This window comes from Streptomyces sp. NPDC001717, from assembly GCF_042892775.1.
Classification (GTDB): Bacteria; Actinomycetota; Actinomycetes; order Streptomycetales; family Streptomycetaceae; genus Streptomyces.
Genome location: NZ_JBIAUK010000003.1, coordinates 390660 through 412343, shown reverse-complemented (window position 1 = coordinate 412343; position 21684 = coordinate 390660). Strand labels below are relative to the sequence as shown.

The following is a 21684-nucleotide window of genomic DNA, read 5'->3' as shown; positions in this document are numbered from 1 at the left end:
CATGGTGCTCGAAGGCAGGGTCGCCCTGGTGGCCGGCGCGACGCGCGGCGCGGGCCGCGGCATCGCGGTCCAACTGGGCGCGGCGGGCGCGACGGTGTACGCATCGGGGCGCAGTACCCGGGGGCGACGTTCGGAGTACGACCGGCCCGAGACGATCGAGGAGACCGCGGAGCTGGTGACGGCGGCGGGCGGGGTGGGGATCCCGGTGGTCGCCGACCACCTCGTCCCGGCGGAAGTGGAGGCGCTCGTCCGGCGGATCGACGCGGAACAGGGCCGCCTGGACATCCTGGTCAACGACATCTGGGGTGGGGAGCGGCTCTTCGAGTGGGAGAGCCCGGTCTGGGAACACGACCTGGACAACGGCCTGCGGCTGCTGCGGCTCGCGGTGGAGACCCATGCCGTCACCAGCCACTACGCGCTGCCGCTGCTGCTGCGCGAGCCGGGCGGGCTGGTGGTGGAGATGACGGACGGCACCGCGGACTACAACGCGAGCCGCTACCGCAACTCCTTCTTCTACGACATCGCCAAGTCCGCCGTGCTGCGCATGGCGTTCGCCCTGGGGCACGAGGTCGGTCCGCGCGGGGCCACGGCGGTGGCGCTGACCCCGGGCTGGATGCGGTCGGAGATGATGCTGGACGCCTTCGGCGTGAAGGAGTCGAACTGGCGCGACGCGCTCACCGCGGTCCCGCACTTCGCCATCTCGGAGACCCCGTCGTACGTGGGCCGCGCGGTGGCGGCCCTCGCCGCCGACCCGGACGTCTCCCGCTGGAACGGCCGGTCCCTCTCCAGCGGCGGGCTGGCGGGGGTGTACGGCTTCACGGACCTCGACGGCAGCCGCCCGGACGCCTGGCGCTACCTGGCCGAGGTCCAGGACCCGGGCCACCCGGCGAACACGACGGGCTACCGCTAGTGCGGTCACGGCACAAGGCCGTCTCTTTCGGATCTTGCGGGTCAAGCCCGCGTCGTCCGGTGCCTTGCACCAGGCGGTGATGGCGCACGCCGACCGGCTGATCGACATCGGCCCGGGCGGCGGCCACGACGGCGGCCGGGTGGTCTTCGAGGGCACCCCGTCCGCGCTGGTGGCGGAGGCCGACACGCCGGCCGCCCGCCACCTTCGGGAGTACGTCAACAGGGCCCGAGTCCGGGGAGGGCGAGTTCACGGCCGGCGCCGAGCGGGGCGAAGAACCGCTCGACGTCGGGCGCGGCGACCTCCTCCAGCCGGGCCGGCGACCAGCGGGGACTGCGGTCCTTGTCGACGACCTGGGCCCGGATGCCCTCGACCAGGTCGGGGGAGGCGAGCGTGTTGCAGGAGACGCGGAACTCCTGCGCCAGCACCTGCGGCAGGGTCGTCAGGTCCGCGGCCCGGCGCAGCGCGGCGAGGGTGGTCTTCAGGGCGGTCGGGGACTTGGCCAGGATCGTCTCGGCGGTCTCCTTGGCGGCCGGGTCCCCTTCGGCGTACAGCCGGTCGACGATCTCCTCGACGGTGTCCGCCGCGTAGCAGCGGTCGATCCAGGCCCGCCGCTCGGCGAGTTCGCCGGGCGGCGGGACCTCGGCACGGCGCCGGAGGACCTCCGCGGCCGGAGCGCCGGCGAGTTCCCCCGTCAGCTCCGGGAGCGCGGCGGCCGGTACGAAGTGGTCGGCGAGCCCGCACAGGATCGCGTCGGCGGCGCCCACCGCGGTCCCGGTGAGGGCGAGATGGGTGCCGAGCAGGCCGGGGGCGCGGCCGAGCAGCCATGTGCCGCCGACGTCGGGCACGAAGCCGATGCCGGTCTCGGGCATCGCGACGCGGGAGCGTTCGGTGACGACACGGACGGAGCCGTGTGCCGAGACCCCGACCCCGCCGCCCATGACGATGCCGTCCATGAGGGCGACGTACGGCTTCGGGTAGCGGGCGATGTGCGCGTTGAGCCGGTACTCGTCGCGCCAGAAGTCCGCGGAGGCGGTGGTCCCGGCCTTGGCGTCGTCGTGGATGGCACGGATGTCCCCGCCCGCGCACAGCCCGCGCTCACCGGCCCCGCGGATCAGCACCTGGTGGACGTCCGGGTCGTCCTCCCAGGCGGTGAGGGCCTCGTCGATGCGCAGCACCATGGGGTGGGTGAGGGCGTTGAGGGCCCTGGGACGGTTGAGGGTGACCATCCCCGTCCTGCCCCGGACCTCGAACAGGACGGTGTCGCCGGTGTCGTCTGAGCTCTTCACGACGCCAGTATGTAGCGTGGGGCGGTATGCGGAAGATCATCCTGATGGGCGGCGTCTCCCTCGAGGGCTTCTTCGAAGGGCCCGAGCGGCAGATCGACTGGCACTGCGTCGACGAAGAGCTGCACCGGCACATGAACGATGCGATCCGCCCGATGGGCGGCCTGCTCAGCGGCCGTGTCACGCACGAGCTGATGACCGACTTCTGGCCCACGGCCGACGCCGACCCCGCCAACGCCGGGGCGGTGGCCGAGTTCGCCGGGATCTGGCGGGCCATGCCGAAGTACGTGTACTCGCGCACCCTCCCACCGGGCGAGGCCGACTGGAACACCACCGTCCTGCGTGACGTGGTCCCGGAGGAGGTCGCCGCGCTCAAGGCGGCGCCCGGGGGCGACCTGATCCTGGGCGGGGCCGATCTCGCCGCCACCTTCCTTCGGCTCGACCTCGTGGACGCGTACCGGATCTACGTGCACCCGGTGCGCATCGGCCGGGGCCGACCGTTCTTCCGGCCCGCCGACGCCCACGTACCGCTGCGCCTGACGGGCACGCACACCTTCGGCAACGGCGTGGTGCTGCTGACCTACGAGCGGCCGTAGGCGCCCGGCGTCTGCCCGAAGGCGCGCCGGAAGACGTCGATGAAGGCGCTCGCGGACGACCATCCGCAGCGGTGCGCGACCACCGTCACCGGGGTGTCGACCGCGAGCAGCCGCAGTGCGTGGTGCAGCCTCAGCTGGGTGCGCCACTGCGGGAACGTCATTCCCAGTTCGGCGCGGAACAGCCGGCTCAGCGTCCGCTCGCCGGCCCCCGCCCCGGCCGCCGCCGCGAGGGCCGCCAGGCCCCGTGGGTCGCCCGGGTCGGTGTGCAGCAGCGCGCACACGGCCGCGAGGCGCGGGTCGGCGGGGGCGGGCAGGTGGAGCGGCTGGAGCGGGGAGGTGCGCAGCCGGTCGAGGAGGACCGCGAGCAGCCGGCGCCGCTCGGGGGTGTCGTCCTGCGGCTCCCGGGTGTAGGCGAGGATCAGCTCGCGCAGCAGCGGGCCGACGACGATCACGGCGGGCGCGTCCAGGGACAGCGGGTTGAGGGTGGTCGGCAGCCCGACGCAGTGCAGGTCGGTGCGGCCGAAGGCGCGGTGCTCGTGGACGGTTCCGGCGGGGATCCAGAGGGCGCGGGTCGCGGGGGCCACCCAGGTGCCGGCGTCGGTGGTGATCGACAGCACTCCGGAACCGGCGTAGGCGATCTGGTGGTCGTCGTGGTGGTGCGGGTCGACCCCGACGTCGGTGTCGAGTTCGAGGATGCTCGTCGCGGCGCGCGGGGTGTGGCGGATTTCCTGCATCACGAGGCAATTTATCGGAAGCGCGATGGGGCGGTCGACGGCGATTCTCGATCCGTGAAGCCCGTAGAGCCCGTGAACCCCGTGGACCCCGTGGAGCCCGTGGACCCCGTGAATACGTCGAGTCCCTTGCCGCCGATCACACATCCCGTTCGACCCCCGCCCTCCGCGAAACCCCTCCCGGCGCCCGTCCGCCGCCGTGTCGCCGCGCTCGCGGCGGGCCATTCGTGCGTGGACGTGTACCAGGGCGCCGTCGCGGCCCTCGTCCCCTTCCTCGTGTCGGAGCGCGCCTACGGGTACGCCGCCGCCTCCGGCATCGTGCTCGCCGCCTCGCTGCTCTCCTCCGTGGTCCAGCCGCTGTTGGGATGCTGACCGACCGCCGTCCGACGCCCTGGCTGATCCCCCTGGCCACGGCCGCCTCCGGGCTCGGGATCGCCCTCGTCGGGCTGGACGCCGGGTACCCGGCCACCGTGGCGGCCGTCGCCCTGTCGGGGTTGGGCGTGGCCGCCTACCACCCGGCGGCCGCCCGGCTCGTGCGGACCGCCCTCGGCGGGTCCGGGCACTCGGTGATGAGCTGGTTCGCGCTCGGCGGGAACATCGGCTTCGCCTGCGCGCCGCTGCTGGTCATGGCCGCGCCGGCGGTTCCCGGGCCGGCGGGTTGGTGCCTGCTCGCGCTGCCCGCCGCGCTCGGCGTGCTCCTCAAGCGGCCCCCGGCCCCGGCCGCCGGGACCGACTCCGGCACGACCACGCGGCCGGAGGGTTCCCCGGCGGCCGGCCTGGAGGAGGACCGGCGGGCCTTCCTCCGGCTCTCCCTGGTGGTGGTCGTCCGGTCGGTCGTGTTCACGGGCCTGAGCACGTTCGTCGCCCTGTACGTACGTGAGCGGGGCGGCGGTGAGACCACCGGCTCCGTCGCCCTGTTCGCCCTCTTCGCGGGCAGCGCCGGCGGCACCCTGCTCGGCGGCCGGCCGGCCGACCGGTGGGGTCGGACGGCCACCGTCCGCAGGGCCTACGCCGCCGCCGTGCCCGCCGTCGCCGGGATCCTGTTCCTGCCCCTGCCGCTGGTGCCCGTCTGCGCGGCGCTCGCCGCCACCGCGCTGTACGTGCCGTTCTCCCTCCAGGTCACCCTGGGCCAGGACTACCTCCCGACGCGCATGGGCACGGCGAGCGGGGTCACGCTCGGCCTGACCGTCAGCGTGGGCGGCCTGGCGAGCCCGCTCATCGGTGCGGCGGCGGACGCCGCTTCGCTGCGCACCGCGCTGCTTCCACTGGCCGTGCTCCCGGTGTCGGCGTGGGCGCTGGCGAGGCGGCTCCCGGAGCCCGCCACCGAGCGGGAACCGGCCCGCTGAGGTCAGTCCCGGGGCCGGGCCCGGTGCGCCTTCCAGGCGTCCAGGGCCTCGGCCCGGGTCCCGCCGGGGTGGTCGGCGTGCCAGGCGCGCAGGAAGCGGTTGAACTCGAACTGGGCCGCCACTTCCCGGGGTTCGGCCGCCCGGGTCCGGGTGTCGTGCCAGTGGGCGACGGCCTCGGCCAGGGTGTGTCCCGCGTGCTGGGCGACGTACTCGCGCATGAAGGCGTCGAAGTGGAAGCCCGGGCCGATCTCCCGCGTGAAGTACTCCCGGAGCACCTGGCTGCACCGCTGCCCGGGCGGGATCACGGTCCCGCCGTCGACGGGCGCGGTGAGCTGGCGCGCGCTCCGGCGCGCCGCGGGTCGCGTGGGCGCGGCCGGGGCCGTCGCCGGTGCGGGCAGGCCGTCGAGCGCGGCGGCGAGTCGGGCGGTGACGGCGACCTTGCCACCCCCGGCCGACAGCCCCATCTCCCGTGCGAGCGCGCTCAGTTCGGCCAGCGTCCAGTACCAGCGCAGCAGTTCGGCTCCGGTCAGGCTCGACGTCAGGGCCGGACGGACTTCTCCCTTATTCGTACTCACGTTCGCATCGTAGCGCGGTGTGGGACCATCGGAGCCCCGAACAAGTAAGTCAGGCTTGTAAGTTTGACTGTATGTCCCTTAGGTTCTGACCATGCCCGCAGAAGTCCCCCAGCCCCGCGACATCGCGGAAGAACTCCAGCTCGCCATCGGCATGCTGGTCCGGCGGATACGGGCCGCGACCGGCGGCGGCGTGAGCCTGTCGCAGATGTCCGTGCTCAAGCGGCTCGACCGGCTCGGCCCCTCCACCGCCACCGACCTGGCCCAGGCGGAGAAGATCCGACCGCAGTCGGTGATCGCCACGGTGAACAGCCTCCAGGCCGAGGGTTACGTCACCCGGAGCCCACATCCCACCGACGGCCGCCGGCTCGTCATCGCCCTCACCCCGCAGGGGGAGGCTCTCGTCCGCGAGCGCCGCGAGGCCGGGCAGGGCAGGATCGCCGAGCTGATCGCCGAGCGGCTGAGCCCCGCCGAACAGCGACTGCTCGCCGAGGCCGTACCGCTGCTGCGCCGCCTCTCCGACGACTGAACCGGCCCGGAACGAACCGGCCGCCACCGACCACCCGCACGAAGGAGCCCGCATGACCGCCACCGACCCGAACCGTCTCGCCCTCGGCGACGACACCGCCCTGGTCCTCATCGACCTCCAGACCGGGATCCTCGCCCTGCCCACCGCCAAGCCCTCGGCCGAGATCCTCGCGCGGGGCGTCGAGCTCGCCGGGGCGTTCCGCGCCCGCAAGCTGCCCGTGGTCCTGATCAAGGTGGCCTGGTCCCCCGACGGCGGCGACCTGCCCACCGTCAACGTGGACCGCCCGGGGCCGGCCGCCGCGCCGCCGGCCGCGTTCTCCGAGATCCCCGCCGAGCTCGCCGCCCTCGCCGACGTGGTCGTGACCAAGCGGCACTGGGGCGCCTTCACCGGCACCGAGCTCGACCTCCAGCTGCGCCGCCGCGGCATCCACCGCATCGTGCTGGCCGGGATCTCCACCAGTGTCGGCGTCGAGTCCACCGCCCGTACGGCCTGGGAGCTCAGCTACGACCTGGTCTTCGCCGAGGACGCGACCGCCGACCTCGACGCCGATTCCCACGCCCACACCTTCGGCAAGATCTTCCCGCGCATCGGGAAGGTCAGCAGCACCGCCGAGATCCTCGCCTCGCTGGACTCCTGACGGCCCGGTCCCGTCGGGCGCCTAGAATTGCGGGGTTCTGCGATTCATCAGGTGCTGCGAGGCCGCGCCGGACCGCCCTTGGAGACCGACGGATGACCGACACCCACGCCGACGACGCGGCCGCCCCGAACCCGGACGGCGGGTCCGGGGCCCGGAGCGAGGCCAGGTGGCTGGAGCGCGGTGTGGCGCTGCGGGCCTTCTTCTACGTCTTCGGCACGCACGTGTTCGCGGGCTTCGTCTACCTGCTGTTCTTCCTCGGGGAGCACGCGAAGAAGTAGCCCGTCCGCGTCAGCCGCCGACGGCGTCGTCGCAGGCCGGACAGACCGGTCCCGTGTACTGCCCGCCGTACCACGGGCCGCCCGGATGGTCGGCGGGCTTCCACGGGGACACCTCCATCGCGAAGGTGTCGTGGCCGCAGTACGTACGGGGGCCGGCGACGCCCACCGTCCCGGGGGCGGCGGGCGCCGCGTGCACGCGGAGCACGGACGGTTCCGCGTCGGCCGCCGTCGGCTTGTCGAGTTCGTACACGACGACAATCTCGCTCATACCCCGACCGTAGGCCGCCCGGGGCGGACCCGCTCGGCCGCTCGGCCGCTCGGCCGCTCGGCCGCTCGGCCGCTCGGCCGAAGCCGAGATCGAGCAGCACGATGCCCGCCGGCACGGTGGCGCTCGCGGCGAGCGGCGCCCGACCCAGCCGCTCCCGGAAGACCACGCTGCCGATCAGGGCCGCGAAGACGATGCTCGTCTCGCGCAGGGCGGTGAGCCCGATCGGTCCGGCGGAGATGACCAGCACCCCCGCCGGCTGCCCTCTCCTGGTTCCGCCCGGTGGAGGGAGCGGCCCCGGACCGCGGGCCCGGCCGGTTCCCGGTCTTCGTCCGGCGCAGCGGGAAGTGGCAGGGATGGGGCATCCCGGACGTCGACGGCGGCGGGGTGAAGGTCGGCGTCAGCGGGCCGGCCTCCCCGAAGCGCCGGCTGACCCGCCCCGAGGCGAACTGGGACGCCGGCCCCTCCGCGGCGGAGAGCGGCCCGGTGTCGGCGTTCGTCCGGGCGGCCCTGCCGGGGCTGGGCCGTCCGTGGCCTCCTCCCGGGTCTGCATGGACGGCCGCACTCCCGACGGCCACTTCGTCCTGGGGATCCCGGCCGGCCTCCCCGGCACCGTGGTCTGCGGCGGCTTCGCCGGACACGGCTTCAAGCACGCGCCCGCCATCGGCCTGGCGGCGGCCCAACTGGCACGGGAGGCCGCCACCGAGCTGCCGGTCGGGTCGTTCTCGCCGGACCGCTTCGGGGCACCGGGTCGACGACCGGGGTTCAGTGCACGTCGGCTCCGGCGGGGGTCTCTTCGAGGAAGCCGCCGGACTGGTGCTGCCAGAGCTTCGCGTAGGCACCCTCGGCGGCGAGGAGTTGGTGGTGGGTGCCCTGTTCGACGATCCGTCCGCGGTCGAGGACGACGAGCCGGTCCATGCCCGCGACCGTGCTGAGCCGGTGCGCCACCACCAGCGCGGTCCGGCCCTCCATCAGGCGCCACAGGGCGTCCTGGACGAGGATCTCGCTCTCCGAGTCCAGGGCGCTGGTCGCCTCGTCGAGCAGCAGGATCGGCGCGTCGCGCAGGATCGCCCTGGCGAGGGCCACCCGCTGGCGCTGCCCGCCGGACAGCTTCACCCCGCGTTCGCCGACCATGGTGTCGAAGCCCTCCGGGAGCCCGTCGGCGAACTCCGTGACGTGGGCCGCCTCGGCGGCGCGGCGGATCTCGGCCTCGGTGGCGTCGGGCCGGGCGAAGGCGATGTTCTCGCGCAGGGTGCGGTGGAACATGGCCGGGTCCTGGGGCACGTACGCGATCAGGCTGCGCAGGTCGGCCTGGGACAGTCTGGTGATGTCCTGCCCTCCGACGAGGATCCGGCCGGCGTCGATGTCGGTCATGCGCAGCAGCAGCCGGGTGAGGGTGGTCTTGCCGCCGCCGGACCGGCCGACGAGACCGATCTTCGTCCCGCCGGGCACGGCCAGGTCGAGGCCCTCGAAGAGCGGCTCCTTGCCCGCGCCCGCGTGGGTGAAGGTCACCCCCTCGAACCGCACGTCGGCGCCGCTGTGGCGCAGCGGTTCCGGCTCGGCCGGGTCCCGTACGGTCGAAGGCGTCAGCAGCAGTTCGGTGAACTGCGCGGCCTCCGTCATCGAGCTCTCCAGACGGCGGTAGATCTGGTTGAACTCGAACATGATCCTGGTGGCGTTGGCGTAGTAGGTGAAGGCGACGATGATCGCCTCCACGCCGTGCTCCCCCGCGCCGAGGGAGACGGCGAGCAGCAGGCCGAGCGCGTTGGTGAGCACGGACATCGGCGCGACCACGGTGTCGATGCGCAGGTTGCCGTAGTCCCACGAACGCAGGGTGAGCCGACGGGACTCGGCGACCCGGGAGCGGTGTTCGGCGGCCTCGCGGTCCTCCGCGGCGAAGGCCCGGACGGTGTCCATGTTCATCAGGCTGTCGGCGACGTGGCCCGACACCCGGGCGATCGCCTCCTCGCGCTGGGCGACGAGGGCCTGACGGCGGCGGATGAGCGGAGCGACGCACAGGCCCGTGACCAGGATCATCAGCAACAGGCCGACCACGAGGCGTGGTTCGTACTGCCACAGGACCACCGACGCGAACAGCAGCGGCACGAGGCTGCCCATCACCGAGAAGGTCAGCGTGTCGACGAACTCCTCGAAGCGGGAGGCGAAGCTCAGGACCCGCTTGGTCAGCGATCCGGCGAAGTTGTCGTGGAAGAACGCGGTGTCCTTGGCGAACAGTTCGTCCATGCCGATCACGTAGAGGTTCTCGATGCCGCGGGCGTCGAGCCGGTTCAGGCAGTGCAGCCCGACGCGCCACAGCGCCTCCCCGAGCAGCAGGACGCCGGTGAAGGCGAGGAGGTAGGGCAGCATCGCGTCGATGCCGGTGCCGCCGCCCCCGGTCAGGTGACCGACCAGCTTCGCGACGATCAGCGGCGCCATGTAGTTGATGCCGATGTTGCCCAGCGCCGGGCACAGCATCGCGGGTGCCGTCACCCGGCGCAGCCGGGCCAACTCCCGTCCGTAGTAGCGGAGCGCGAGGAGCACGGGGCCCCTGCGCGGTGATGTTCCGTGAGATTCGGCTGATCCCATCCCAAACCCTGTGTTGAGGTACCAACAGGACAGGAGTCGGAGTGTCCCGCAAGGGCGCCCGCGCAGTCCAAGGCTTTTTCGGACTGTCTCGGGCGCCCTCGGCCACCCGCCGAGCCGTTCACGGGCCGGGGCGAAGAGGGCGGCGGTCTCCCTCTTCCGCCCCGGTGGCCGGACTCACCCGGCGGGGGTGTCGCGGCGTTCGCGGGCGCGGCGGATGTCGTAGGCGAAGAACCTCTTGACCGCGCCGCCGAGTTCCTCGGGGCCCGTGAAGCCGCGTCTGGCCATTTCGGCCACCGGTGAGGTGCCGCTGCCCTGCCAGTGGCGCATGAAGAGGTTCGCGCACATCACGGGCGGTGGGACGGCGAGCCGGGGGCCGGCCTCCTGCGCGGCCTCGTCGGCGCGGACGACGAGGGCGCACCACTCGTCCCAGTGTTCGGCTGCGCGCAGCCGCTCCAGGACCGCCGGTCTCCAGTCGGCCGACTGCCACACCGGCCACACCCGCACCATGAGGAGCCGGGCGCGGTCCGAGGCGACGGCCCCGTCGGCAGCCTCCGCCTCCGTGAGCCAGGGGGCGAGGGACGGCGGCAGCGGGGAGCGGTCGTCGAGCCCCAGCTTGGCCGTCCCGTACTGCTCCAGGGTCATGCCCCGGTCGGCGGCGAACTCCCGCAGCAGGCCGGTCAGGACGTCCTCGTGCAACGCGGGGTAGTCCGCGTCGAACAGCCGGGCCGCGTTCAGGACGTCGAGGTCCGACATCCACCGGCCCGGGGCGTGCTCCCGACGGGTTCCCCGGACCAGGGCCTGGGTGCGGCTGATCCCGGTGAAGGGGACCTCGGGGGCGGAGGCGGCGGGTGCCGCCGCGGGACGGTCCGCGACCGCCCGGAGGGCCGCCGTCGCGTCGAGCCGTTTGAGGTCCCAGACACCGGACCCGATCATCTCCTCCAGCGTCCGCAGGGCCTCGTGGTCGGGCTCGTCCAGGGCCCGCTCGATGTCCTTCCAGCCCCGGTGGGTGAAGGGCATGGCCGCTGCCGCCGCCACGATCCGCCGCCCGGCCTCCGCCGGGACCAGATCCTGTTCGGCGCCCTCCTTGCAGCCGTGGCGCAGGTTCACCAGGGCCACGGTCTGTGCGGGGTACCCCATTTCGGCGGGGCCGTGCAGGACGCCGACCTCGTCGTCGCCGTCGATCTCGCCCGAGGCGTACATCCCGTAGACGGTGCCGAGGCCCCGCATGCCGCACGGGGCCAGTTCCGCGGCGCGCAGCGCCCCCATGCTCGCCGCGCCGACGACGTCCACGCCTTCGGTGAGCAGCTGGAGGATCTCCTTGTGGCCGACGGACCGCCGTTCCCGGAAGTAGCCGTCGATGACGACGGCGACGTCCCCCGGCTGCCACCGGTCCGCCAGGAGATCGCCGCGGCCGGCGGGCGGCCGGACCTCGGCGTCCGGGAGGACGGCCCGGACGTCGGCCGCGGAAAGCGTGGGCCCCGCGTAGACGACCACCTTGGGCGTGCTCACTACAACACCTCCGGACATACGCGGCTCCCCGGTGCGACGACCTTGACGACGGGGACTCCGATCTCGTCCCGTGTCAGGTCGACCACGACGGGCGGGTGGGAAAAGGCGTCGGCCGCCCGCCGGACCACGTGCGCGAGGTCTCCGACGAGGCTGTCGTGCCGGGCGGGCCGCGGCACCAGGCCGGCGATGTCGGCCGCCGGGGCGGACCGCGCCTCCTTCAGGCGGCCGACGTCCGCCTGGCCGAAGTCGTCGCGGAGGTCGTCCCGCGCCCCCGCGATGTACGCGAGTCTGGCCTGAGCCGCCTCGGAGACGGCCCGGGTGAGTGCGATCTCCGTGCTGAGGTGGCATCCGAACCCGAACATCGGAGCCGGGTAGTCGTGGCAGGCGACCCAGGCCAGGAAGCACGGCAGGCCGGTGGGCGAGGGCACGAACCGCACTTCGAGGGTGACGTCGGCCTTCTCGATCAGCGTGCACATGTCGTCGGCCACCGCCGACCCGGCGGTCCGCGGGTCGACGCGCACGCCCATCTCGCCGCCCCGTTTGACGGCCGCGGTCATCGCGTCCCGCTCGATGATCTCGCAGAGGGCGTGGAGGGTGGCCTCCACCAGGGTGTTGCCGCCGGCCAGCCCGTTCGTCGACTCGAAGAACACCGGCGGGTTCCAGTCGGTCTTCTCCTCCAGCGACAGCCGGGCGAGGTTCGCGGGGACGAACGTCCGCGCACCGTCGACCAGTGACCTGGCCTCCACCCAGTCCAGCGGGAGCCCGTCGTGCAGGAGGCTCGGTACGCCGGGGGCCAGGGCGCCGACGTCGTACCCCAGTTCCGGACCGAGGTCCCGGGGGGTGGCCGTCATGACGGGGGTGACGGGCTGTTCCACGTGCCAGGTCTCGACCGACTCCATGACCGCGGACAGTTTCGCCAGCTCGGGGGTCATCCCCTTGCCCTGGGAGACGGCGAGGGTCCTGGACAGGGGGCGCACGGCCTGGAAGGTCGGGATGCCGATGGTGTCGAGCCGGGTGATGTCGGCGACCCGGGTGACGCCCACCTTCGCCGCCGCCCGGCTCACCATCTCCCAGGTGGCCTCCGGGGGCCTGGCCCTGTTCGTCCCCGGCAGGCGGAGCACGGAGCGGTCCTGGGGCGAGGCGAGCCAGGACAGGGGCTGGTCTTCGGTCTGCACGGTGAGGGACTCCCTGGGGGTCAGAGGTTCCGGGTGCGCCGCAGCAGCGCGCGGCCGGCGACGAAGTTGGCGACGAGGGCGACGACGGCCAGGACCAGCAGGGAGGGCCAGGCCTTCTCCAGGCCGAAGATCGCGGCGTCGCGCATCCCGGTGACCGCGTACGACACCGGGTTCACCGTCGAGATCCACCGGAGCACGGTGGGGAGCTGCTGCGAGGTGGACAGCGAGGGCGCGGCGAAGACGAGGACGGGCACCGAGATGCTGGTGAGCACCATGAAGGTGCGGTAGTCCTTGATGAGGACGGCCGCCGCGAGGTAGAGCCCGTTGAAGGCCACCGATGCCAGGACCAGCGCGAGCAGCAGCCAGATCCAGTGGGACGCCCGGAACGGGTAGTCGAAGATGAGCGCGGCGACGGCCATGGCCAGCAGGCTCTGCGCCAGGACGAGCGTCACACCGGCGAGGAGCTTGCCGGCCAGGAAGCGGGACCTGCGCAGCGGCCAGCTCCACAGCTGCGTCGACACGCCGCTCATCTCCTCCTGGAACATCGCCATGCCGGTCGTCCCGGAGGCGCTGACCACGGACATCGCGAGCACCATCGGGAGGAGGAAGACCGAGAACGGCAGGGTCTCGCCCCGGTAGACGATGGTGCCGACGACGTTGCCGAGGGAGGTGTTGACCAGCAGCAGGTACACGAGCATGGGGGTCAGGCCGAGGATGAGGTTGACCCTGTTGCGGGCGAGGAGCGCGTACTCGCGGTAGAACACGGCGGTGAAGTCGGCCGGTTTGCCCGTTCCGACCGGCGCCTTCGTCTTGAAGTCCAGCTCGGCCACGGTGTCAGCCCCCGTTCCCGGTCATGCGCAGGAAGACCTGCTCCAACGAGTCGGTGACGGTGGAGATGTCCGAGATCGCGACTTTGGCGTCGTGGCAGTGCCGTGACAGCTGCGGCAGCACGTCGCGGACCTGTGCGTTCTCGATGCGCACCTCGGTGTCCTGGATGCTCGCGACGAGTCCGGCGGTGTCCGCCCACTCCTTGACGACCTTGGCCGCGACCGCGTCGTCCACCTTCACCCGCAGGTGGGCACCGCCGAACTCCCGCAGCAGCTCGCTCGGTTGGGCGAAGCGGACCACCTTGCCCTTGTTGATGACGAGGACGCGCTGGGCGTTGCGCTCCAGCTCCTCGATGATGTGGCTGGTCCAGATGACGGTCATGCCGTTCTCCTCGCGGAGCCAGCGCACGAACCGCTCGATCTGGTGTCGGCCGGCGACGTCGAGGCCGGCCGACGGCTCGTCGAGGATCAGGAGTTCGGGGATGGTCAGGAGCGCCCGGACGAGTTGCAGGCGCTGACGCTGACCGCCGGACAACTGGAAGACGAGCTGTGACAGGGCGTCCTTCAGACCGAGGTACTCGGCCACCTCCAGCGCCCAGGGCCGGGTGGTCCGCCAGGACAGGCCCTTGAAGCGGGTGGCGATCAGCAGGTTGTCGAGTGCCGACAGCATCTCGTCGTACGGGGCGGACTGGTGCATCGCGCCGATGCCGGTCTTGGCGGCGACCGGGTCACGGGCGGGGTCCGCGCCGAACACCCGGATCTTCCCGGTGGTGGGAGGGGTGACGCCGCAGATCATCTTCATCAGGGTCGTCTTGCCGGCACCATTGGGTCCCAGCAGTCCGATGGTCTCGCCTCTGGCGATGTCGAATGAAATACCGTCGACCGCCGGCGTCTCTTTTCCGCGGTAGCGCTTGGTCAGTTCTTCGGCGTTCACCACGTGATTCGCCACGATCCCTCCTTCCACAATGCGCTTGATGATTCATCAGGAATCAGGAATGCCGATCGAGTCGCTGCGGGTGGACGTTACGCCTGTTGGCCACTGGGGAAGCGGCAGCTGCCCAAGCTGCCTTCGAACTGCCTCTGTACTTCCGCCCCGTTCGAAGTCCCGTTGCTAGCATTCGCTGCATGAGCCGTTCGGGAAATACCGAAGACCACGACGGAAAACCCGTCGTGGTTCTCGTGAATTGTGCGGGCGGCCCCGAATTGGAGATCGTCCGCAATGCCTTGACGGGACCGTTGGGGACTCCGACGGTGCTGATCCGGCCGGACGAACTCTTCTCGACGCCCATGGCGCTGGACGTGGACACCGGCCTGCTGGACATCGCGGGGCGCCGGGTCAGACCGGCGGTGGTGTGGGTGCGCCACGCCTCGGCCTGCGCACTGCTGGCGCAGGCGCGGCCGGCGGGCTCGGTGACCCCGTTGCAGGCGGAGTCGTGGTCGGGGTTCCTCCGTCAGGTGGCGTCGACGGCGTCCGCAGCCCTGCCCGGCGGCACGGTGGTCGGTCCCGGCCAGCTGGCCCAGGCCCGCGGTCTGGGCGTGCGGACGCCCCGGACGGTGATCACCAACGACGTCGCGGCGGCGGCGCGCGCGGTGACGGCCCCGACCCTGCTGGTCAAGACACCGGACTTCCGGCTGTTCGAGCCGGACCGGGCCAACTGGCCGCAGTGCCAGCCCGCGGTGGTCGGCCGCGAGGCGGTGGCACGCGCGGCGGGCGACGGACGTCCCGTCGTCGTCCAGGAGTACGTGGCTCACACCCGTGAGCTGCGCGTCTACCACCTCGACGGCGGGATCTGCGCCTTCGAGGTCCGCAAGCCCGATCCGTCGAGCCCGGTGACGGATCCCGACAGTGTCACGGTGACACGGGTCGAGTGTCCGCCGCGCGCGGCCGACGCGGTGCGCACCCTCTGCGCCGCGTGGGACCTGCGCTACGGGGCGTTCGACCTGCTCGTTCCGGACACCGGGGAACCGGTGTTCCTGGAGGCAAACCCGGACGGCGACTGGCTCTGGTTCGAACGCAAGGCGCGCTGGCACGGCGTCTCGTTCATGGCCGCCGTCATGGTCCGTGAGTTGTTCGTACGGAGTGCGTCGTGAGGAGCTCGCGTTGATGACGTCGTTACGGGGCCCCGAGATCTCCACTCGGGGCCTGGTGCTCGTGGCCATGGTCGCTCAGGGTCATACGACCGACCGCGTGGCCCGTGCTCTGGGCCTGAGCAGACACACGGTGGGCGAGGAGATCAGCGTTCTCCTCGACCGGTTCAACTGCAGGAACAGGGCGGAACTGGTGGCCTACTGCTACGTCCACCGGATCCTGCCGGTCGGTATCTGGCCGCCGCCGTGCGGCCCCGTGAAAGAGGTGAGTGACGTGTTCGACCCCTTGACCGCCCTGCGCGAAGCGGGACTTCCCGTCGACCAGCTGAGCATCGCCCAGCGCGACGTGCTGGCACGCCTGACCGAGGAGGAGACCGCCGTCGTCGTGTCCGTGCAGCACCGGCTGAACGAGGCGGAAGCCGGGCCGGACGCCGAGGTGTGGGCCCACAACCTCAAGCTGCTCTGACCGCGCGCCACTTGTCCGTACCACGACCGAAACCCCCGGAGGAAGGACCGCGCGTGAGCCGCAGACTGGTGGTCGTCCTCTTCCTCGACCTCGTCGGATGGACCCGGCTCGCCGAGCGGGTCGATCCGGAGCCCCTGCAACGGCTGTTGGAGGAGTACTACGAAATCTGCTCGGTCGCGGTCGAGGAACACGGCGGGGTGGTCGAGAAGTTCATCGGCGACGCCGTCATGGCGGTCTTCGGCGCGGACACCTCCCAGGAGGACGACGCCCTGCGCGCACTGCGGGCCGCCACGCACATCCGCACCGCCGTCCGCGAACTGCGCACCCCGGCCGCCGACGCGGCGCCGGTCGAGATCCACTGCGGGATCGCGGCCGGCGAGGCCCTGGTGACGCGCTCGCCACGGGCCGGAATCCGGGTCGTCGGCGACGTGGTCAACCTCGCCGCGCGCCTGCAGTCGGTGGCGGTCGCCGGGGAGATCGTCGTCAACGAGACCGTGGCGCATCTGGCGCGCCCGCACTTCATCATGGCTCCGGTGCTGCCGGTGATGCTGAAGGGCAAGTCCGAGCCGGTGCCCGTGCTGGTGGTGACCGGTGAGGCCGACGACGACCGGGGCGGTGACGGCTCGCCCATGGTGGACCGCAGGGCCGAACGCCACCGGCTGCGCCAGGCCTACCACCGGGTCGCCCGGGAACGGCGGCCGGAACTGGTCACCGTCCTCGGGCCGCCGGGCATCGGCAAGACCCGCCTGGTCAAGGAGGCCGTCGACGACCTCGTGGCGGCGGGGGCCGGGCCCATCGCCGTCTTCGGCAGCTGCCCCTCGTACGGGACGAACGGGAACTACGCGGCGCTCGTCGAGGTGCTGGACGCGCTGACCCGGCAGGCGCCGGCCGGCGCGGATCTGCTGCGGGCCGACGCACGCATCGCCGGGGTGCTGACGAGCCTGCGCGACGCCTCGCTCTCCCGCCTCGACGAGTCGGTCCCCGGCCCTGGGGTGGAGGAGGTGTCCTGGGCCGCGCGCGAACTGCTCACCGCCTCCGCCTCCCGGCCGCTGGTCGTGGTGTGGGACAACCTCGCCTGGGCGGGGCAGTCGCTGCTCCGGCTCATCGGTGAGCTGAGGGAGGGCCTCCAGGACGTCCCGCTGCTGATGGTCTGCGTGTCCAGGCCGGAGCTCGCGGGACCGGACGGCCCCTGGTTCCCGCAGGACGCGGTGATCGACGTGGGCGCGCTGGTCCCGATCGACAGCGCGCGCCTCGCCATGTCGTTGGCCGGTCGGAGCCACGGCGACGAGGTGGAGCTCCACGACCTGGACCTGGTCGACCGGGTCGCGCTCTACAGTGCGGGCAACCCGCTGTACATCCGCCTGATGATGGACTGGCTGCGCGACGGCAGGACCCTCGACGAGGTACCCCCGACGATCACGGCCATGGTGGGCGCGATGATCGACCGGCTGCCCGCGCCCGCCCGGCGGCTGCTGGGCGCGGCCTCCGTGATCGGCCCGGCGTTCACGCTGGAGCAGCTCGCGCTGCTGGGCGAGGAGGTGCCGGCGGCGAACGTGAACGCCCTGGCGGGCCACCGGCTGTTCCACGCGACGGCGGAGGAGGGCGGATACCGCTTCGTGCAGCAGCCCGTGCACGAGGTCGCCTACGGCCGGCTGGAGAAGGAGCAGCGCATCACCTGGCACCGGCGCCTGGCCGAGCGGGGTTTCAACCCGGGCTTCCACCTGGAGGCGGCGACCCGACTGCTCGGGGGGCTGCGCCCGGACGACACGGAGCTGCCGGAGCTCGCCCGGCAGGCGGCCGAGGCGCTGCTGGGCGAGGGCACGGTGGCGCTCAGGCAACGTGACGTGCCGACCGCGATCGGGCTGCTGGAGCGGGCGCTGATGCTGGCGCCGAACGGGCCCGACGGGTGCCGGTCGGTCGCGGCGATCCGGCTCAGCGACGCCCTGATGCTCTCCGGCGACACCCGGCGGGCGCTGGACGTGGCCGCGGACGGCGCCCGGCAGGGCCCGGACGGCGAGGGCCAGTTGCCCTGCATGGTCCAGCGGTACCTGCTGGCGGCGCGGCTGGGCCGGGTCACCGCGGACGACCTCGGCAGGCTGCGGGCCGCGCTGGCCGACGGTGAGCCCGACCGGTTCGCCTGGTGCCGGTTCGAGCAGGTGCGGATGCTGCTCCACCTGGACCAGGGCCGGTTCGGCGCGGCCGAGGAAGCGGCGTGCGCGGCGCTCGGGCACGCCCGGCTGATCGGTGACGCGTACGAGGAGGACCGGCTGCTCGTCGCGCTGTGCGAGATCCGGCAGTGGTCGCCGACGCCGATGACGGATAAGCTGTCGGGCTGCGCGGAGCTCATCGAACGGTTCGCCGCCGACCGGTTCCTGGCGTTGCCCGCGCTGGCCGCCCGCGCCCGCTGCCTGGCCCTGACCGGGGACCGGTCGGGTGCCCGCTCGGCCCTGGCCGACGCCGGATCCGTCGTCGAACAGCTCCGCTTGACCATGGGTCGGGTCCTGGTCGACCAGGTCGCCGGGCTGGCCGCTTCGCTCGAGGGCGGGCACGAGGAGGCCGAGGAACGGTTCCGCCGCGCGGCCGACGCCCTCGAACAGGCCGGCTACGTACCGGTCGCGCTGACCATGCGGGTGCAGGCGGCCCGTGAGCTCGCCCGGTGCGGCCGGGTCGAGGAGTCCGCGGAGCGGATCTCCCGGCTCCTGGAGCGGCGCGAGGAGATGGACGTCCGGGGGCGGATCCTGTGCCTGTCGGCCGCGGTGCTGGCCGCCGCCGGGGAAGGCCGCGCCGACCCGGCGCGGGGCGAGGTGTCGACCTTGCTGAAGGACATCGACGACCCCTGTCTGCGGGGCGAGGTCTGCTTCGACCTGGCTCGGGCCCACCGGTGTCTGGGCGAGACGTCCGAGGCCGGGGTCCTGGCCGGGCTGGCCGCCGACAGCTACCTCGCCGTCGGTGCGACGAAGCCTCTGGAGGCGGTGCGCGAATGGATGTGAACGACGTCCCCTGGCGGCGCGAACGGATGCCGCACCTGCTGGGGATGCCCGCGTGGAGCATGTCGCCCGACGGCGATCCCGGGGAGCCCGTGCCGACGGCCCTGTTCGAGGGGGTCGACGCGCGCTGGGCCTGGGAGGGCGCGGACGGCGCGGGCGTACGGGTCTGCGTGCTCGACAGCGGTGTCGACCCGACGCACCCGCTGGTCGGCTCCGTCGACCGGGCGTGGCAGGTGGTGACGGTCGAGGGCCGGTCGCCGCGCGTCGAGGAGTGCGAGCCCGTCGACGCGGCCGGCCACGGGACGGCGTGCGCGGGGATCATCCGCGGCATCGCCCCCCGGGTCTCGCTCAGCTCGCTGAAGGTCCTCGGCGACGGGAGGTCCGGCAGCGCCGCGGCGCTGATCTCCGGGCTCGCGTTCGCGATCGAGGAGGGGTTCGACGTGATCAGCATGAGCCTGTCGACGACCCGGGTCGAGTTCCGCGACCGGCTGACCGAACTGTGCGACCGTGCCTACTTCCGCCGTACGACCGTGGTGGCGGCGGCGCACAACCTGCCCATCGAGAGCTTCCCGTGGAACTTCTCCTCGGTGATCTCGGTCGCCAGCCATGCCGAGCCGGACGGCATGCGCTTCTACTACAACCCCGCTCCGCCGGTCGAGTTCCGGGCCCGGGGGGTGCGCGTCCCGGTCGCGGGCCGCGGCGGCGGAACCGTGCGGGGCACCGGCAACAGCTTCGCCGCACCGCACATGGCCGGGATCGCCGCGCTCATCCTGAGCAAGCATCCGTGGCTCACTCCGTTCCAGCTCAAGAGCGTCCTCTATCACTGCGCCGCGAACATACCGGTCCAAGGAGGCCGAGAATGAAACCCTGGTCGCACGAGCTCATGGCCACCGAGCGCCAACTGCTGCAGTCCGTGGTGGCGGTGGCCCGGTACATCTACGGGGCCGCCGCGTCCTCGGTCTTCATGGTGAGTCCCGACACCGGCGAGCTGATCTTCGCGGCGGTGGCCGGCGAGGGCGAGGAGGGCCTGGTCGGCAGGCGCTTCGAGCCCGGAACCGGCATCGCCGGCTGGGTCGCGGCCAGCGGGCAGCCGCTGATCACCGACAACGTGGCCGGGACCGAGCAGTTCGCCGGCGACGCGGCGGCCTCCACCGGGTACGTGCCCGCGAGCATCATGGCCGCTCCGCTCATCGCGGACGGGGAATGCATCGGCGTGATCGAGGTGTTGGACCGGCACGTCCACGACACGGGCTCCGCCGGCCGGGAACTCGACGACATCGAACTGCTGGGTCTGCTCGCGACGCAGGCCGCGCTCAGCCTCGCCCTGCTGCGGCGCAGCGAGCAGGCCGCGAGCGCGGTGCCCCGCATGGGCGATCTGATGGCCCGGCTGTCGGAGCACGCGGTGCTGGACTCCTCCGATCCGCTGGCCCTGTCGCTGCTGGGCATCTCGCTGGACCTGTTGGACCGGCGGTCCCACCCCGCCCCGAAGCCGGTCTGACGGCCGCCGGAGACGGATCGCAGACGTCCCGGCGACGCGGCGGAGACGCTTGCGGAACGGGGCCCGCCTACGCTCCCGCGCATGGTCCCCACAGCCGAGGTCGAAGCGCCGTCGTTTCCCGAACTGCTGCGCCACAAGCGCGTGCAGGCCGGGCTGACCCAGCGGACGCTCGCCGACCTGTCGACGATCAGTCCGCGCACGATCCGGGCCCTGGAGTCGGGGAGGGTGAACGCGCGGATGCAGACCGTCCGCCTGCTCGCGGACGCCCTGCGGCTGGAGGGGCTGTCCAGGGAGTTGTTCGTCAACGCGGGCCTGGGCAGCGGGCGGCCCGGTCCGGCCGGGACGGATCCGTGGCCGTCGGTGCCCCGGTCCGTGAACGCCCTGCTCGGCCGGGACGTCGAGGTACGGGCGATGGTGGGGGCGCTGGCCTCGGACCACCGCCGCATGATCTCCATGTCCGGGCTTCCGGGGGTGGGCAAGTCGAGGGTGGCGACGGAGGTCGCGGTCCGGCTGAGCGCGCGACGCGGCTGGCCCGTGCTGTGGATCGGTTCCGGCCCGATGGAGGTCGACGGCCACGGCACGGCGCCCGGTTCGCTGCTGAAGGCGCTCCGCCTGCTCGTCGAATCGCGGGCGGGGGACGTTTCCGCGGTGTGCCGGCTCATCGGCCGCAGCGAGGTGCTGCTCGTGCTGGACGGGGTCGCCGACGCGGGCGGCCCGGTCGTCGGCGTGCGGGATCTGCTGGCCTACTGTCCGGGGCTGCGCGTGGTCAGCACCTCCCGGACGCCGTGGCAGGTCACGGGCGTCCAGGGGACGGTGGTGCCGCCGCTGGCCGTGCCGGGGCCGGACTGGGAGGCGTCCCGGTCGTTGGACGTCCTCGCCGGGGTGCCCTCCGTACGGCTGCTGGTGGACCGGCTCTCGGAGGTGCGGCCGGGGTTCGCGCTGGGCCGCGCCGAGGCGGAGGCGGTGGTACGGCTGTGCCGGAGGCTCGACGGGCTGCCGGCCGCGCTGGAGGCGGCGGCCGCCGGCTCCCGGGTGCTGAGCCTGCGGCAGCTCGCGGACCTGCCCGACGCGCACCTGCTCGACCTGCCGGCGGCGACGCGGTCCGGCGCCGCTTTGAGGACGACCGGCCCGGAGACGATCGGGGGCCTGGTCCTGGCCGGTGTCGACCGGCTGGACCCCGCGCTGCGCACGGTCCTGCGGGAACTCGTCGCCTTCGACGCGGCGCCCACGGTCTCCGAGGCCGCCGAGGCGTTGCGCAGACCGCTCAACCGGGTGGTGGAGGATCTGGGCACGCTGATGGGCTGCGGCTTCGTCCGGGCTTCCCACGAGGAGGCGGAGACGCGCCTGCGCCTGCCCGACCTCCTGCGGGCGGCCTTGGCCCGGAGGTGACGGCCGGGCCGG

General features: G+C 72.9%; 22 protein-coding genes. 13 read left to right on the top strand and 9 right to left on the bottom strand.

What is annotated here, in order from left to right:
* Position 1: 1 nt before the first annotated feature.
* Entirely contained in the window at positions 2-910 is a 909-nt protein-coding gene (locus tag ACFYZL_RS09245) for an SDR family oxidoreductase (RefSeq protein WP_384744380.1), read from the top strand.
* Positions 911-1125: 215 nt separating this feature from the next.
* Here ACFYZL_RS09245 and ACFYZL_RS09240 read toward each other — a convergent pair whose 3' ends face one another.
* The gene (locus ACFYZL_RS09240; protein ID WP_388677621.1) at positions 1126-2136 is read right to left on the bottom strand and encodes an enoyl-CoA hydratase/isomerase family protein; all 1011 of its coding nucleotides are present in this window, start codon (positions 2134-2136) and stop codon (positions 1126-1128) included.
* A gap of 86 nt (positions 2137-2222) precedes the next feature.
* Here ACFYZL_RS09240 and ACFYZL_RS09235 point away from each other — a divergent pair, with 86 nt between their 5' ends.
* Positions 2223-2789 carry a dihydrofolate reductase family protein gene (locus ACFYZL_RS09235; RefSeq protein ID WP_384744378.1) on the top strand — a complete coding sequence of 189 codons (567 nt, stop codon included), beginning with the start codon at positions 2223-2225 and terminating at the stop codon, positions 2787-2789.
* Here ACFYZL_RS09235 and ACFYZL_RS09230 read toward each other — a convergent pair.
* Positions 2774-3523: an AraC family transcriptional regulator gene (locus ACFYZL_RS09230; protein ID WP_388677444.1), complete on the bottom strand. Its 750-nt coding sequence runs from the start codon at positions 3521-3523 to the stop codon at positions 2774-2776. The genes ACFYZL_RS09235 and ACFYZL_RS09230 overlap by 16 nt on opposite strands.
* Positions 3524-3751: 228 nt before the next feature.
* Between ACFYZL_RS09230 and ACFYZL_RS09225 the strand changes: the two genes are divergently transcribed.
* On the top strand, positions 3752-3892 hold the full coding sequence (locus tag ACFYZL_RS09225; RefSeq protein ID WP_388677441.1) for a hypothetical protein: 141 nt from the start codon (positions 3752-3754) through the stop codon (positions 3890-3892).
* Positions 3886-4866: an MFS transporter gene (locus ACFYZL_RS09220; RefSeq protein ID WP_388677438.1), complete on the top strand. Its 981-nt coding sequence runs from the start codon at positions 3886-3888 to the stop codon at positions 4864-4866. Before ACFYZL_RS09225 ends, ACFYZL_RS09220 begins: the two co-directional genes overlap by 7 nt.
* Positions 4867-4868: 2 nt before the next feature.
* On the opposite strand, the gene ACFYZL_RS09215 is transcribed toward ACFYZL_RS09220, so the two are convergent.
* Positions 4869-5441: a DUF6434 domain-containing protein gene (locus ACFYZL_RS09215; protein WP_384744373.1), complete on the bottom strand. Its 573-nt coding sequence runs from the start codon at positions 5439-5441 to the stop codon at positions 4869-4871.
* A gap of 91 nt (positions 5442-5532) precedes the next feature.
* On the opposite strand from ACFYZL_RS09215, the gene ACFYZL_RS09210 reads away from it, so the two are divergent.
* The 3 genes from ACFYZL_RS09210 (at position 5533) to ACFYZL_RS09200 (ending at position 6882) form a co-directional block, all read left to right on the top strand.
* The gene (locus ACFYZL_RS09210; protein ID WP_384744372.1) at positions 5533-5967 is read left to right on the top strand and encodes a MarR family winged helix-turn-helix transcriptional regulator; all 435 of its coding nucleotides are present in this window, start codon (positions 5533-5535) and stop codon (positions 5965-5967) included.
* Positions 5968-6019: 52 nt separating this feature from the next.
* The gene (locus ACFYZL_RS09205) at positions 6020-6604 is read left to right on the top strand and encodes a hydrolase (RefSeq protein WP_384744370.1); all 585 of its coding nucleotides are present in this window, start codon (positions 6020-6022) and stop codon (positions 6602-6604) included.
* A gap of 92 nt (positions 6605-6696) precedes the next feature.
* Positions 6697-6882 (top strand): DUF6126 family protein, encoded by a 186-nt coding sequence (locus tag ACFYZL_RS09200; protein ID WP_388677433.1) that lies wholly within the window; start codon positions 6697-6699, stop codon positions 6880-6882.
* Between the two features lie 10 nt (positions 6883-6892).
* Here the strand turns inward: ACFYZL_RS09200 and ACFYZL_RS09195 are convergent, their stop codons facing one another.
* From ACFYZL_RS09195 to ACFYZL_RS09170, 6 genes are all read right to left on the bottom strand, one after another.
* Positions 6893-7150, bottom strand: coding sequence for a hypothetical protein (locus ACFYZL_RS09195; protein ID WP_384744365.1), 258 nt, complete (start codon positions 7148-7150; stop codon positions 6893-6895).
* 762 nt (positions 7151-7912) lie between these two features.
* On the bottom strand, positions 7913-9733 hold the full coding sequence (locus ACFYZL_RS09190) for an ABC transporter ATP-binding protein (protein WP_388677430.1): 1821 nt from the start codon (positions 9731-9733) through the stop codon (positions 7913-7915).
* A 174-nt stretch (positions 9734-9907) separates the two neighbouring features.
* Positions 9908-11242: a TfuA-like protein gene (locus ACFYZL_RS09185; RefSeq protein ID WP_384744362.1), complete on the bottom strand. Its 1335-nt coding sequence runs from the start codon at positions 11240-11242 to the stop codon at positions 9908-9910.
* Positions 11242-12417, bottom strand: coding sequence for a YcaO-like family protein (locus ACFYZL_RS09180; protein ID WP_384744361.1), 1176 nt, complete (start codon positions 12415-12417; stop codon positions 11242-11244). Before ACFYZL_RS09180 ends, ACFYZL_RS09185 begins: the two co-directional genes overlap by 1 nt.
* A gap of 20 nt (positions 12418-12437) precedes the next feature.
* A complete protein-coding gene (locus tag ACFYZL_RS09175; protein ID WP_384744360.1) occupies positions 12438-13247 on the bottom strand; it encodes an ABC transporter permease in 810 nt (269 codons plus the stop codon).
* Positions 13248-13251: 4 nt separating this feature from the next.
* The gene (locus ACFYZL_RS09170; RefSeq protein WP_388677425.1) at positions 13252-14193 is read right to left on the bottom strand and encodes an ABC transporter ATP-binding protein; all 942 of its coding nucleotides are present in this window, start codon (positions 14191-14193) and stop codon (positions 13252-13254) included.
* A gap of 302 nt (positions 14194-14495) precedes the next feature.
* Between ACFYZL_RS09170 and ACFYZL_RS09165 the strand changes: the two genes are divergently transcribed.
* From ACFYZL_RS09165 to ACFYZL_RS09140, 6 genes are all read left to right on the top strand, one after another.
* The gene (locus ACFYZL_RS09165) at positions 14496-15335 is read left to right on the top strand and encodes a hypothetical protein (RefSeq protein WP_388677422.1); all 840 of its coding nucleotides are present in this window, start codon (positions 14496-14498) and stop codon (positions 15333-15335) included.
* Positions 15336-15348: 13 nt separating this feature from the next.
* A complete protein-coding gene (locus tag ACFYZL_RS09160; RefSeq protein ID WP_384744355.1) occupies positions 15349-15798 on the top strand; it encodes an aroma-sacti cluster domain-containing protein in 450 nt (149 codons plus the stop codon).
* 53 nt (positions 15799-15851) lie between these two features.
* Positions 15852-18788 (top strand): AAA family ATPase, encoded by a 2937-nt coding sequence (locus ACFYZL_RS09155; protein ID WP_388677419.1) that lies wholly within the window; start codon positions 15852-15854, stop codon positions 18786-18788.
* The gene (locus ACFYZL_RS09150) at positions 18779-19648 is read left to right on the top strand and encodes a S8 family serine peptidase (RefSeq protein WP_384744352.1); all 870 of its coding nucleotides are present in this window, start codon (positions 18779-18781) and stop codon (positions 19646-19648) included. Before ACFYZL_RS09155 ends, ACFYZL_RS09150 begins: the two co-directional genes overlap by 10 nt.
* Entirely contained in the window at positions 19645-20283 is a 639-nt protein-coding gene (locus ACFYZL_RS09145) for a GAF domain-containing protein (RefSeq protein ID WP_384744351.1), read from the top strand. The genes ACFYZL_RS09150 and ACFYZL_RS09145 overlap by 4 nt, the downstream gene beginning before the upstream one ends.
* Before the next feature lie 81 nt (positions 20284-20364).
* On the top strand, positions 20365-21672 hold the full coding sequence (locus tag ACFYZL_RS09140; RefSeq protein WP_384744350.1) for a helix-turn-helix domain-containing protein: 1308 nt from the start codon (positions 20365-20367) through the stop codon (positions 21670-21672).
* Positions 21673-21684: the final 12 nt, after the last annotated feature.